Origin of the sequence: Rahnella sp. NRRL B-41462 (assembly GCF_003263525.1) — a bacterium.
In the GTDB taxonomy this organism is placed as follows: Bacteria; Pseudomonadota; Gammaproteobacteria; order Enterobacterales; family Enterobacteriaceae; genus Rahnella; species Rahnella aceris.
The window spans coordinates 37,909-50,387 of the sequence record NZ_JYDF01000058.1 but is presented as its reverse complement, the minus strand read 5'-3'; the positions used below and the strand labels follow the sequence as shown (position 1 = coordinate 50,387).

The window sequence follows — 12,479 nt, the reverse complement described above, 5'->3', positions numbered from 1 at the left end:
GGTATCACCCAATTTTTAAACCTCTTTACAACGTGGTTTTAAAGAGAAGCGAGGTTGTCGGAATAAGTGCGGGCCGTTTAGCTGCCGTTTATCCGGGGTGACTGAAAGCAGTCTCACTGCCTGATATCTATTGATATGCGTGATGAGTTTCTCGTTTTCGGACATCATACAAACGCTATTGCACAGAATTTGGTTAACTTAGAAATGTTGGGAAATGTTACGAAAATGAATTCGTGATGATCATTCAGCAGTTGTAAGGAAACTTTGATGAAAATTATTACTACTTTTTGCCTCGCCAGTCTTTTCACTGTCAATGCGTTTGCCCTGACCGGCAACGATGCGACCACCAAACCAGACCTCTACTACTTAAAAAACGATCAGGCGATTAACAGTCTGGCGCTGCTTCCGCCACCACCCGCAGTGGGCAGTATTGCTTTTTTGAACGATCAGGCCATGTATGAACAGGGTCGTCTGCTGCGCTCAACTGAACGTGGCAAACTGGCGGCAGAAGATGCCAACCTGAGTGCGGGTGGTGTCGCGAACGCCTTCTCCGGTGCCTTTGGTTCGCCAATCACCGCCAAAGACACCCCGGAACTGCACAAACTGCTGACCAATATGATTGAAGATGCAGGTGATCTGGCGACGCGTTCCGCCAAAGAAAAGTACATGCGCATTCGTCCGTTTGCCTTCTACGGCGTGCCGACCTGTAACACCACCGAGCAGGATAAACTGTCGAAAAACGGTTCGTATCCTTCCGGCCACACCTCAATTGGCTGGGCCACCGCGCTGGTGCTGACCGAAATTAACCCGCAGCGCCAGGACCAAATCCTGCAACGCGGTTTCGATTTAGGTCAGAGCCGGGTAATTTGCGGCTACCACTGGCAAAGTGATGTCGATGCCGCGCGCATCGTCGGTTCCGCAGTAGTGGCAACCCTGCATACCAACTCTGCTTTCCAGCAACAGTTGCAAAAAGCCAAAGAAGAGTTTGCGAAGCAGCATCCGTAAATATTGCTGGCCTCCCCGGCCTGATCTTCGTAAAAGCCGGGGAGTCTGTAATGCCACATCTCTCATTGATACTAAATTTCTGAAAATTGCTTTTTTGCAACGGTCACTAATTGTTAACTCCCCTTCGCAGGCATAACGTCATTCCTCATTTTAAAAAGGAGTTTCATTATGGCTAGCCCCGCATATCTCTGGCTATACGATGCAAATGGCGCACTACTTTATGGCAGTTCTGAGGTTTTAAGCCGTGAAGGCGCGATCGAGATTCAAAGCTTCACGCATGGTCTTTCCGTACCCTTCGATGGCAATACCGGTCGGCTGACATCTACCCGTGTTCATCAAACCATGGGACTTGTAAAAGAGTTCGATAAATCTACTCCCTACCTCTACCGTGCCGTCGCCACCAGCGAAAAGCTGCAAAAGGCGGTGATTAAATGGTATCGCATTAATGCGGCTGGTATGGAGGAAGAGTTTTTGAATATGACAATGGAAGGCGTGCGTATACTTAACATCAATCCACATATGCACAATTTCAAACAAGCTGACGGACAGGCCAGTATGCCCACGGAGTCCATTGGCCTTGGGTATCAGAAAATTACATGGTTGTACCTCGACGGACATATCAGTTTTACCGATCAGTGGAACTCCAGCATTTACGCATAAACGGAGACAGGGATGATTTCATGCAGAGTGGATTTTAATCGCCTTTATGAGAGTGGAAAAATTGCAAAACTTTATTGTGCTGGGGTTGGGATCTTTCCTGTATTTTCAGGCTTATTCCCGCACACAAACAGAATAGGTTGTGGAGGTAATGAGAATGGGCCAATTCCGACGGGTAAATACTGGATTGTTGACCGCCCCAGAGGGGGAGTGAGGTCGAGATTAAAGGAGTACGAAAAGCATATTCGCACGGGTAATGATTACTCATCTTGGTTTGCCCTGTATCGACAAGATGGCTTGATTGATGATTCAACTTATATCGGTGAGACCTTGCGCAGAAGTTTCCGTTTGCATCCATTGCGACCGGATGGTACCGGCGTATCAGATGGGTGTTTAACATTCATGTATCATGCCGATTTTGACAAGCTCAGAAGCGCGTTGTTGAATTCGCACACTAGAGACATCCCAATCATACATCTGAAGGCATATGGAGAAATCGAAGTTACGGGGGATATGAATGCGCCATGCCTTATTCTGTAAGATAGCGGTGCGGCTGGCGCTTTTTATTTTTATAGATTACTACCTGCTGTCGCCCTTCCCCGGCTGGCTGATTGATTATGAATACATCAAATCGATAGCCATCGCGGATTATTTTGATCAACTGATGAAACCAGATTACGGAGCCCCCCCATGGCCTGGATTGCAGGATGATATTTTTGTCGTGTTGCTCTCCGTCACAGGATTAATTCCAACCTTGTTGATAATGGTTATGATTGAGGCAATTGTGAAGGCAGGCATTAAGGTCGTTAAACGTAAAAATATAAAGTAAACCCGGCTGATGCCGGGTTTTTCTGTTCAGGGAATTAAAGACCCCGATACCTTATTTATTCTCAACAAACTCAAATGCCAGACGCAGTTGTTCGGCGTTGGGGTTTCCCGGCAACAGATGAATGGATTCTCCGGGCTGGAGCGTGCGCTCAATCAGTCGGGAAAGCTGTTTCTCATCATGAATATCCACCTGCAACTGCGCCAGACTGACCGGCAGATCCAGCACTTTGTACAGCGCGGTTAACTGCTGCACCACTTCCGGTTGATTGAGCAGCGCGCTTTGCACCAGAATGCCGTAAGCGACTTTGGTGCCGTGCAGGAAGGCGTCAGTTTGGGGCAGCGCGGTCAGGCCGTTATGCACCGAATGCGCCGCTGCGATACGCGTATACCGGTCGCCCAGCCCGCCCACTAATCCGCCGCCCGCAATAATGGCGTCGAGCACATTGAGGAATGGCTGCGTCAGTTGATTATCGTCCTGCGCCTGTAATGCCGCTTCGCTTTCGTTGAGCAACACATCCCGAATGGTCAGCGCGGTATTCAGGCCGAGCTGCACGGTTAAGGGCAGTTTTTCCGGCTGCGGGCTGAGTACCACCGCTTCGTACCATTTCGCCAGCGTATCGCCGATCCCGGCCAGCAGATATTCCTTCGGTGCGCGCAGAATAATGCGCGGTTCGACCAGCACCAGATGGTTGGCGTCGTTGAATATTTCGTAACGCAGCGCCTGCCCTTCGTCGTTATACCACACAGACAATGGCGTCCAGGCCGCACAGGTCGCGGCAATGGTCGGAATGGCCACTACCGGCAATCCCAGACGACGCGCCACCACTTTGGCGGTATCCAGCACCGCACCGCCGCCGATGCCGATCACCACCTGCCGGTCATTGCCGCCGATATGCGCAATGCGCTGTACTTCAGTTTCGCTGCAATGTGCCGCGAACAACACACGCTTCGCCTGCGGGGCAGTAAACGCTTGCGGCAGGAAATCTTGCGCAGCCACTAGTGCACGCTCGCCGTAAATCCACAGCGCGTTATCCAGTTGTTGCGGCGTATAAAACTGCGCCAGCCGGTCGATGGCACCGGGGGAAGAAAAGTAGTTGGCAGGGCCGGTAACCACACGGATATCTGTATCACTCATGGGGAAATCCTTAATTTAGAAGCTGTTAACATCCTACGCCCGGACATCCGGATGGCTAATACTCTTTGGCATTAACTTATGCCTTTTCGTTCGTTGCCAAGTGTTACCCGGTCATGAAAACTCGGACAATCAATTCATTAACCCACTATAAAAGCCTGCACAAAGGGCTCGCGTGAATTGTCCTCCCGTTAAATGATGATTAACCACACAGGGTAATAAACATGAAACTGTTCTCCGCGTCGTTACTGGCGTTAAGTTTGCTCTCCGTTTTTCCATCTTTCGCCGCAGATACTGCACCGGTGCCGAAAGCCATTGCCGATCATAAAGGGCCGGTCCGCATAGCGGTGATCCGCAATCTGGGCTCAGATGACAACACCACGCAGTTTGTGTCCGGCGCCATTCAGGAAGGCCGCAAACTGGGCTTTCAGGTGAGTACTTTCCTCAGTAACGGCGATGACGCGAAATTCCAGGATTTCGTCAATCAGGCCATCAGCCAGAAATACGACGGTATTATTTTGTCGCAGGGGCGTGACCCGTATTCCACCGATTTGCTGAAACGTATTACCGCCAGCGGCATTGCGGTATCGGTGTTCGATACGGCGGTGAACGGCGATATTCCCGGTGTGACGGTCACGCAACAGGATGACGCCTCGCTCACCGATCTTTCCGTCGGGCAACTGGTAAAAGATTTCAACGGTAAAGCCAATATCGTCAAACTGTGGGTGGCCGGTTTCCCGCCGATGGAACGTCGTCAGGATACCTATAAAAAAGTATTAGCCGCCCATCCTGGCATTCATGAGCTGGAATCGGTCGGCGCCGTGTCGTCGGATGTTCAGGGCGATACCGCCAATAAAATCGGCGCGCTGCTGGCGAAATACCCGAAAGGAAAAATCGACGCGATCTGGGGCACCTGGGATGCCTTCAGTCAGGGGGCGTATAAAGCCTTGCAGGAGAATGGCCGCACTGAAATCAAACTCTACAGCATCGATATTTCCAATCAGGATATCGGTCTGATGCGTGCGGCCAACAGCCCGTGGAAACTCAGCGTGGCGGTGGATCCGAAACTGATCGGCGCGATCAACCTGCGTCTGGTCGCTAACAAAATTGCCGGTGAAAAAACGCCAGAGACTTATGAATTCAAAGCCTCGGCTATCCCGCAGGCGTTGCTGACAAGCAACCCTGATGCCGTGAACGTCGCATCGCTGGCGAAAGTGATTCCGGGCTGGGGCAAATCTGATGATTTCATCGCGCCGTGGTTCGCAACCCTTGAAGCGCAGCACAAAAAATAAGGCCGGACTATGACAACGCAATCTCTCCCGACCCCGGAATACAGTCGTAATATGCGACTGATCGGCCACAGCGATCAGGGCGGAAAACCTGACGGCGTACAGGTAATGGTCCATCGTGGCTACGCGTATATCGGCCACATGGTGTCGCAGGGTTTCTCCATTGTGGATGTGCGTGATGCCAAAAATCCGCGCCCTGCCGGTTTTGTGGCGGCACCGCCGGGCACCTGGAATGTGCATCTGCAGGCGCACGACGATTTACTGCTGGTGATCAACGCCCGTGATTTGTTCGCAGATGTCCGCTTCGCCGATGAAAAAGTCTATTACACCCGCTCCGTCAGCGAGACGGTTCAGGGTACGCAGCAGCGTGGCTGGAGCGCCGGTGTGCGTATCTTTGATATTTCGGTGCCCGATCAACCAAAAGAAATCAGCTTTCTCGCGCTGGAAGGTATCGGCGTGCATCGCATCTGGTATGTCGGCGGGCGCTGGGCGTACGTTTCAGCCCTGATTGATGGCTACAGCGATTATATTTTCCTGACGATTGATCTGGCCGACCCGCGCAATCCGCAGGTCGCCGGACGCTGGTGGCTGCCGGGGATGCATACCGCAGGCGGTGAAACGCCGGACTGGCCGGAAGGTAAACGTTATGCGCTGCACCATGCCATTATCAGCGGGGATACGGCATATGCCAGCTGGCGTGACGGCGGCCTGACGTTGCTGGATATCAAAGACCGCAGCGCGCCACAACTGATTTCTCACCGCAACTGGAGTCCGCCATTTGGCGGCGGCACGCATACCGCGCTGCCGTTGCCGGACCGGGATTTGCTGGTCGTGCTCGACGAGGCAGTGCTGGATAATCAGGAAGATGGCGAGAAGTTGATCTGGCTGTTTGACGTGCGCGAGCCGTCGAATCCGGTGAGTATTTCGACCTTTCCGCAGCCGGAGGAACGGGATTACGTCAGCAAAGGGGCGCATTTCGGGCCGCACAATTTGCATGAAAACCGGCCGGGCAGCTTTATCAGTTCAACGCTGATTTTCGCGACCTACCAGAATGCGGGTGTACGTGCGTACGACATCAGCAATCCGTACCAGCCGAAAGAAACCGGTGCGCTGGTGCCCGCTGCGCCCGTTACCATGATGGATAAACGTCCTGGCAGGCCGCAGGTGATTCAGTCCTGCGACGTGTTTGTCGATGCGCAGGGAATTATCTACAGCACCGACTATAACGGCGGATTATCCATTATCGAATATCTCGGCTGATCCCCTGCCCGCGCCTGAACTTATCGGGTTCCGGGTGCGGGCGTTTTTGTTTTTCCTGCCACTGACTTGCCCGGACTGAGGACCAGCCACACCGCCACGCAAATCAGAATGCCGCCCGCAAAAAAACCTTCTGACAGCGTTTCATTCAGCAGCAGATAACCCCACAGAATACCGAACGGCGGGATCAGAAATGTCACGGTCATGCTGCGCAGCGGGCCGATATCGGCTATCAGGCGGAAATACAGAATGTACGCCCATGCCGTACAGATAAACCCGACGGCCAGCACACAGAGCCAGACCAGCGGTTGCGCCCAGGTCACCGGCGCTTCGGTAGCCGAGGTATAAAGGAAAAAGGGCAACAGGAACAGTGTCGCGCCGAGCTGGCTACCGGTCGCCACCAGTTTGGGATCCAACCCGCCACGTTCGCTGATCCAGCGTCGTGTCAGGAAACCAGCCACTGCATAACAGCCGGTCGCCACCAGGCAGGCGATGACGCCCGCCAGTAATTGCGGCACCGATTCCGCACTGCCGGTGGTGGTGAGCAAGGTAATGCCGAACAGGCCGGTGAGTACACCGAGCGCTTTTTTCAGCGTCACGGTTTCATGAAAGAATAAACCGCCGAGCACGACACCCATCAGCGGCGTAGTGGCGTTGAGAATGGCGGAATAACCGGCGGGTAACCAACGTGCTGCCAGACAATACATCAGAAAAGGCAAACCGGAGTTGATCACCCCGAGCAGCAGCGAGCGGCCAAATTTATGCTGATAATCACGCGGCGTTCTCAGTACCGCAAGGATCACGACCAGTCCGACAAATCCGAACAGTACGCGAAGAAACGCCGTATTGATGGCACCGAACGCCGGAGCCGCCACGCGCATAAACAGAAAACTGCCACCCCAGATCGCCGCCAGCAGTAGCAATCGGCAATAATCCCCACTTTTCATTCACATCCCCTATTGAACATTGTCTGATGTCTTGTTTTATTGATGCCGGCGAATAACTAAAACGTGTTAATCAGTGTAGTGAATGTTCCGCCCGAAAAACCCTCTTTTTCTTGCTTTGTAATTCAGGGAACTTGCCAGTGAATGCAGTTAAAAACGTGTCAGCACCTCATATCCGGCTCGCGACAGTCAATGATATTGATGCGATTTTTGTCATCCGCACCAGTGTAAAAGAGAATCACCTTTCACGGGAGCAGTTGACCAGGATGGGTATCACTCATGGCGCGATTAGTGAGGCAATCCGGTCTTCACCCTGCATTTGGATCGCTCAAGTCGGTGAAAATTTAGCAGGGTTTTCTATGGCCGATATTAATGAGGGCAGCGTATTTGCAATGTTTCTCTTGCCTGAATTCGAAGGTCTGGGAATTGGACGTCTTTTGATGGAAAAAGTCGAAGAAACTCTCTTCCGGCATCACTCTGCTATTTGGCTCGAGACTGGCAGAAAAAGTCGTGCTCATGGTTTTTATCAGAGACTCGGTTGGCAAGTGACCCGTGAGTTAGAGGAGGGTGATGTCCGGATGGAGAAAAGCCGCCCTGAGGTTAATTCCTGATGACTGATTTCTCCACGTCGGCCGACTAAGCGTAAAAATCGCTCTTTTTGATCTTCATTTGATCTATAACCCGTATAAAGGTGTGTGATAGGTTTAATACTTATCATCTATCTTTTGCTGCAGCGTGTAGCGAGTGGGTTTTTCCGGGACAGAACACAATGAGCCACAGTAAACCGGATGCGTCAGAACATCCGCAGGGAGATTCCGCAGTTAATACCGGGATCTCCGTTATTGCTTTATTGGTTGCCGCTGCTTTCTTCATGGAGTTTATCGACGGTACGGTGATAGCCACCGCACTGCCGCAAATGGCGATTTCTTTCGGGGTATCTGCTGTTGATCTGAATGCCGGGATGAGCGCCTATATGCTCACGCTGGCGGTATTGATCCCTGCCAGCGGCTGGGCGGCGGAGCGTTTTGGTGCCCGCAACGTGTTCACGTTTGCGCTCGGCGTTTTCACGCTGGCCTCACTGTTTTGTGCAATGGCCTCCAGCGTCAGTGAATTTATCATTCTGCGTATTATTCAGGGGATCGGCGGCGCGTTGATGGTGCCGGTCGGGCGTCTGACGGTGTTGAAAACGACGCCGAAGCCGCAGCTGATTAAAGCTATTGCCACCCTGACCTGGCCTGCGCTGGTCGCGCCAATCCTCGGGCCACCGCTCGGCGGGTTTATCACCCATTACGCCTCGTGGCACTGGATTTTCTATATCAATGTGCCGCTCGGGATTATCGCGATGATGCTGGCATGGCGTCTGTTTCCGCAGGAACCTTCCGCGGAGCCGAAGCATTTCGACAAACCGGGGTTTGTACTGACCGGTCTGGCGATGCTTTCGCTGGTGACCGGTCTGGAGCTGATCAGTCAGGACCACATTTTATGGACCGCCGCCATACTGTTGCTGGTGACGGGAGTGGTGCTTTCGGTGCTGGCTATCCGGCATCTTTACCGCGACCCCGAACCGATGGTACATCTCGGGGCGATAGTCATTCCGACGTTTCGTATCAGTATGGGAGGCGGTTCTCTGTTTCGCGTGACCATCAGCGCCGTGCCGTTCCTGCTGCCGCTGATGTTGCAGGTCGGATTTGGCATGGATCCCTTCCATGCCGGCTTGCTGGTGCTGGCGGTATTTGCCGGTAATCTGGCGATGAAACCGGCCACTACGCCGCTGATCCGTCGTTTCGGTTTTCGCCCGGTGCTGGTGGTTAACGGTCTGCTGAGCGTTTTCTCGCTGTTGTTCTGCGCGTTTCTGACGCCGGACACGCCTGACTGGCTGGTGATGGTATTGCTGTTTCTCGGCGGCCTGAGCCGTTCGATGCAGTTCACCGGTATCAGCACTCTGGCGTTTTCCGACGTGCCTGCGAAACAAATGGCCGATGCCAATACCCTGTTCAGCACGGTGTTGCAACTGTCTGTCGGGCTTGGAATCACCGTCGGCGCGCTCGGTACCCGTCTTGGTGAACAACTGGTTGATGCGCTGGACTGGGCGTCTGTGCCCGGCATGAGTTTCAAAATCTCCTTCGTGGTTATTGCTGTGCTGACGTTGATCGGCTGGCTGGATATGTTGCGCCTGAAACCGGATGCCGGTTCCTCCGTTTCGGGCAAAAAGTGAATCGCTGCTCTATGATGAGTCGTGTTAATTAACCCTTACGGGAGAACCCGATGTTCACAGGATTAAGTGCTTTTCCTCTTACGCCGCTGACTGAAAAAGGTATTGATGAGAAATCTTTTGTCAGGCTGATGGAACGGCTGGTCAGTGCGGGTGTGGACTCCATTGGTGCGCTCGGCTCGACGGGCAGTTATGCCTATCTGAAGCACAGTGAACGCGACCGCGTTGCGCGGCTGGCAGTAGAACACGCCAATGGTATTCCGGTGATGGTCAGTATCGGCTCGGTGCGGACTTCCGATGTATTGCATCTTGCAGAAGATGCCCAGCGGGCAGGCGTCAGCGCCGTGTTGCTGGCACCGGTGTCGTATCAGAAACTGACGCAAGATGAAGTGTTTACGCTCTATGAAACCGTCAGCCGACATCTTTCCGTGCCGTTGTGTGTTTACGACAATCCGGCCACCACGCATTTCGATTTCACCGATGAGCTTTACGGACGTATCGCGCAATTGCCGCATGTGGGCAGTATCAAAATTCCCGGACTTTCAGCGGATCCGCTCGTCACGCGTAAACGGCTTGACCAACTCCGTCGACTTGTCCCTTCTCATGTGACACTTGGCGCGGCGGGCGATCTGGCGGCCGCCACGGTGCTGACGCAAGGCGGCGATGTCTGGTACTCCGTCATTGCCGGATTGTTCCCGGAAATTCCGCTGGCGATCACCCGCGCGGCGCAAAAAGGCGATGCGCAGACTGCGCAGGCGCTGTCTGCTCAGTTAGAGCCGCTCTGGGCGCTGTTCCGTCAGCACGGCAGCCTGCGCGTTGTGGCCGCCGCAGCGGAAATTCTTGGCCTGGTATCGGCCCCTTGTCTGCCGTTACCGCTTCAGTCGTTGTCGGCCGATGCCCGTCAGCATCTTACTTCCGTGCTTGATACCTTATTTCAGCACTGAAAAACTGCCTGAAACAGGGTGGATTATTAATTAAGTTCCTTTCTAAATCTAATGACATTCACAGCGTGAATGTCATTATCTTACAGCGTGTTACCCTGCCGTTTTATCCTTGCGTCATATCACTTTTTTCTGATTTTAAGGGGTCGAAATAAATCGCTTTCTATTATTATGCGTCGCGGCTGAAAGGCTATTTTCCGCGCGCGGAGAGGTTTGTTTTTAACTGAAAGTCAAAAGGAATGATAATGCCATACGGTGATAATGGTCAGGGACTCTTTCGCAGAGGGCAGCTTGAGCAACAAATAATCAGAACCACCAAGTTCTCGATTTACGCGCAGGCGGTGTATTGCGTTAACAGAATGCTGCGCGAGGCCAATGTCGGTATTTCGGAGCAGGCGTACCAAAGCATCTCACGCAATATTACTGCGGTGACAAACGGACGCCTTTACGAAACATCGGCTTCACTTTCAGAAGCGCGGGTATTTGCACGTGATACTGCGGGGGCGATAAAAGCCGGTGATTTTAAATCGGCGGCGATCACAGCCAGTGGCGCTGCGATCAACGCCATTGGCGGGCCGCTGTTTTTTGGTCATTATGACCGTAACAAACTGATGGCGATAGAACGCCATCTGTACGATAACTTCCACCTGTAATTTTCTGACGACCACATGGGGGCTGACAGTGCGTTTTGCCCCCGTACGGGTTTCCCCTCTTTTGCCTCGCGCTCCACGCCACAAACAGCCACCCTTTTTATCGCTTATTCACCCGTTTGATTTCGCTTAAATCGCCTAAAGTGGCAGCATCATGAACCTTTTCTGCCTGCGCGCTGGCGCGGAGCAAAACACATAAAGGCTATTCAGGCGTGGCAAAATCATTTTTACGCAGTGGCAGTCTCAATGACATCCTTGCACTGGGCGAAAACGGGCTACCGGTTTACGCATCAGCCCTGCAATTACGCGAAACCTTACGTCTGCGTAAACAACCGGTGATTGCCGACTGTCTGGCGATCCCGCAGCTTAATGAGGCCGGTGACCGCCTCGACTGGTATTCCCCCCGTGAAGGTAAAGTCGTTTCCTGGGCCGCTGCCACAGATACCGCGCGCGCATCGGCTTTGCGCCAGCTCGAGAACTGTCTCGACACCGTGTCACAAATCAGCAAAGCGGCAAAATCTTCTGAGAAACCCGCCACTCAGTTTTTTGGCTCGTTACTGGAAAAAGCCTTCCGTTTTCCGGATCAAAACCATGTGTATCTGGTCGGAGGGCAGCCTGTACTGACCTTCTGGGGCTTCCTGAGCCTCGACAGCGTCAGTAATCCTGATCCTTTTGCGGCGCTGCGCAATACGCTGACCGCCGATGAACCCCTGCCAGCGCTGTCGCTGGTAGCAGAAAAAATCAAAGCGCCGGAACCGGTCATTGAAAAGCCGGAACCTGTGCGGGTAATTAAAACCATTGAAGCCCGCGCGGCTGAACAGGAAGTTACGGCGCCGGAACCGGTTGCGACCCCGCGCCGTAAAAAATCTCCGCTGATCTGGGCACTGCCGGTCGCGGCGCTGGTCGTCGCCGGTTCTGCCGCAGGCTGGTTATATTCCCGTACGCCTGCGCCAAAAGTTGAAACCGCGAAGACCGAAGCGCCGAAACCTGCTGCGACAACGGAACCGGCGGTGATTGCCCCGCCACTGGTGGCTGAAGAAGTGAAATCCCCCGAAGTGAAGACGCCGGAACCGACACCGTTACCGGTCGCACCGGCCGCTGTGGTGGTGCCTTCTCCGGAGCCCGTCGCGGAAGTGGAAAAAACACCGGTCGCTGCTGTACCGGCTGTGCCTGTCAGCAAAAATGCCTTAGTGATGCCACCTGATGCGGTAAAAATCGGCTCGACCAAATTTCTCAACGGTAACTGGAATGTGGTGGTGGATATCAAAGATCCGGTTACCGGTAAACCGCCGGTGTTGCGTTATCAGTTTAAACAGGGTCAGGGTACGGTAAAAATTACCTACGGCGCGGGCGTGACCTGCCGCACGGTGGCAAATGCCGGTCTGATGCAATCAGGAAATCTGGTGATTAACAGCCGTTACCGGGCGAAATGCAGCGACGGCTCCCGTTATCAGATGCCGGAAATCAGTTGTACTCAGGGCGCGACTGGCGCTGCCGTGTGTCAGGGTCGTTATACCGGCGACACGGTTTACCCAATGACCATTAAGCGTGAAGGTAAATAACA

At 53.3% G+C, this 12,479-nt stretch carries 13 protein-coding genes; 11 read left to right on the top strand and 2 right to left on the bottom strand.

Features of this window, described 5'->3' with window-relative positions; all coding sequences use genetic code 11:
• Positions 1–267 precede the first annotated feature (267 nt).
• The 4 genes from phoC to UC14_RS15155 all read left to right on the top strand — a co-directional run bounded on the left by phoC (position 268) and on the right by UC14_RS15155 (position 2,491).
• On the top strand, positions 268–1,005 hold the full coding sequence (phoC, locus tag UC14_RS15170; RefSeq protein WP_013577729.1) for an acid phosphatase PhoC: 738 nt from the start codon (positions 268–270) through the stop codon (positions 1,003–1,005).
• A 168-nt stretch (positions 1,006–1,173) separates the two neighbouring features.
• A complete protein-coding gene (locus UC14_RS15165; RefSeq protein ID WP_112197991.1) occupies positions 1,174–1,665 on the top strand; it encodes a type VI secretion system tube protein TssD in 492 nt (163 codons plus the stop codon).
• Positions 1,666–1,677: 12 nt separating this feature from the next.
• Positions 1,678–2,202, top strand: a complete 525-nt coding sequence (locus UC14_RS15160; RefSeq protein WP_013577731.1) for a DUF2778 domain-containing protein — start codon at positions 1,678–1,680, stop codon at positions 2,200–2,202.
• Positions 2,180–2,491, top strand: a complete 312-nt coding sequence (locus UC14_RS15155; protein ID WP_013577732.1) for a hypothetical protein — start codon at positions 2,180–2,182, stop codon at positions 2,489–2,491. Before UC14_RS15160 ends, UC14_RS15155 begins: the two co-directional genes overlap by 23 nt.
• Before the next feature lie 51 nt (positions 2,492–2,542).
• Here the strand turns inward: UC14_RS15155 and UC14_RS15150 are convergent, their stop codons facing one another.
• Positions 2,543–3,625, bottom strand: a complete 1,083-nt coding sequence (locus UC14_RS15150; RefSeq protein WP_013577733.1) for an oxidoreductase — start codon at positions 3,623–3,625, stop codon at positions 2,543–2,545.
• A gap of 221 nt (positions 3,626–3,846) precedes the next feature.
• Between UC14_RS15150 and UC14_RS15145 the strand changes: the two genes are divergently transcribed.
• Together UC14_RS15145 and UC14_RS15140 are read left to right on the top strand one after the other, a co-directional pair.
• Complete coding sequence (locus UC14_RS15145) at positions 3,847–4,914, top strand: sugar ABC transporter substrate-binding protein (protein ID WP_112197990.1); 1,068 nt, start codon at positions 3,847–3,849, stop codon at positions 4,912–4,914.
• A gap of 9 nt (positions 4,915–4,923) precedes the next feature.
• Complete coding sequence (locus UC14_RS15140; RefSeq protein WP_112197989.1) at positions 4,924–6,171, top strand: LVIVD repeat-containing protein; 1,248 nt, start codon at positions 4,924–4,926, stop codon at positions 6,169–6,171.
• Between the two features lie 20 nt (positions 6,172–6,191).
• On the opposite strand, the gene UC14_RS15135 is transcribed toward UC14_RS15140, so the two are convergent.
• Positions 6,192–7,115 carry a DMT family transporter gene (locus tag UC14_RS15135; RefSeq protein ID WP_013577736.1) on the bottom strand — a complete coding sequence of 308 codons (924 nt, stop codon included), beginning with the start codon at positions 7,113–7,115 and terminating at the stop codon, positions 6,192–6,194.
• A gap of 137 nt (positions 7,116–7,252) precedes the next feature.
• Between UC14_RS15135 and UC14_RS15130 the strand changes: the two genes are divergently transcribed.
• The 5 genes from UC14_RS15130 to UC14_RS15110 all read left to right on the top strand — a co-directional run bounded on the left by UC14_RS15130 (position 7,253) and on the right by UC14_RS15110 (position 12,477).
• On the top strand, positions 7,253–7,723 hold the full coding sequence (locus tag UC14_RS15130) for an N-acetyltransferase (RefSeq protein WP_232829693.1): 471 nt from the start codon (positions 7,253–7,255) through the stop codon (positions 7,721–7,723).
• 158 nt (positions 7,724–7,881) lie between these two features.
• Entirely contained in the window at positions 7,882–9,327 is a 1,446-nt protein-coding gene (locus UC14_RS15125; protein ID WP_013577738.1) for a DHA2 family efflux MFS transporter permease subunit, read from the top strand.
• A gap of 50 nt (positions 9,328–9,377) precedes the next feature.
• Positions 9,378–10,268, top strand: coding sequence for a dihydrodipicolinate synthase family protein (locus UC14_RS15120; RefSeq protein WP_112197988.1), 891 nt, complete (start codon positions 9,378–9,380; stop codon positions 10,266–10,268).
• A 242-nt stretch (positions 10,269–10,510) separates the two neighbouring features.
• Complete coding sequence (locus UC14_RS15115) at positions 10,511–10,918, top strand: hypothetical protein (protein WP_013577740.1); 408 nt, start codon at positions 10,511–10,513, stop codon at positions 10,916–10,918.
• Between the two features lie 209 nt (positions 10,919–11,127).
• Positions 11,128–12,477, top strand: a complete 1,350-nt coding sequence (locus tag UC14_RS15110; protein WP_112197987.1) for an SrfA family protein — start codon at positions 11,128–11,130, stop codon at positions 12,475–12,477.
• Positions 12,478–12,479: the final 2 nt, after the last annotated feature.

What these genes read in the sequence shown, in the direction of transcription:
- phoC (WP_013577729.1), top strand. Translation starts at nt 268, where the DNA reads ATGAAAATTATTACTACTTTTTGCCTCGCCAGTCTTTTCACTGTCAAT.
- UC14_RS15165 (WP_112197991.1), top strand. Translation starts at nt 1,174, where the DNA reads ATGGCTAGCCCCGCATATCTCTGGCTATACGATGCAAATGGCGCACTA.
- UC14_RS15160 (WP_013577731.1), top strand. Translation starts at nt 1,678, where the DNA reads ATGATTTCATGCAGAGTGGATTTTAATCGCCTTTATGAGAGTGGAAAA.
- UC14_RS15155 (WP_013577732.1), top strand. Translation starts at nt 2,180, where the DNA reads ATGCGCCATGCCTTATTCTGTAAGATAGCGGTGCGGCTGGCGCTTTTT.
- UC14_RS15150 (WP_013577733.1), bottom strand. Translation starts at nt 3,625, where the DNA reads ATGAGTGATACAGATATCCGTGTGGTTACCGGCCCTGCCAACTACTTT.
- UC14_RS15145 (WP_112197990.1), top strand. Translation starts at nt 3,847, where the DNA reads ATGAAACTGTTCTCCGCGTCGTTACTGGCGTTAAGTTTGCTCTCCGTT.
- UC14_RS15140 (WP_112197989.1), top strand. Translation starts at nt 4,924, where the DNA reads ATGACAACGCAATCTCTCCCGACCCCGGAATACAGTCGTAATATGCGA.
- UC14_RS15135 (WP_013577736.1), bottom strand. Translation starts at nt 7,115, where the DNA reads ATGAAAAGTGGGGATTATTGCCGATTGCTACTGCTGGCGGCGATCTGG.
- UC14_RS15125 (WP_013577738.1), top strand. Translation starts at nt 7,882, where the DNA reads ATGAGCCACAGTAAACCGGATGCGTCAGAACATCCGCAGGGAGATTCC.
- UC14_RS15120 (WP_112197988.1), top strand. Translation starts at nt 9,378, where the DNA reads ATGTTCACAGGATTAAGTGCTTTTCCTCTTACGCCGCTGACTGAAAAA.
- UC14_RS15115 (WP_013577740.1), top strand. Translation starts at nt 10,511, where the DNA reads ATGCCATACGGTGATAATGGTCAGGGACTCTTTCGCAGAGGGCAGCTT.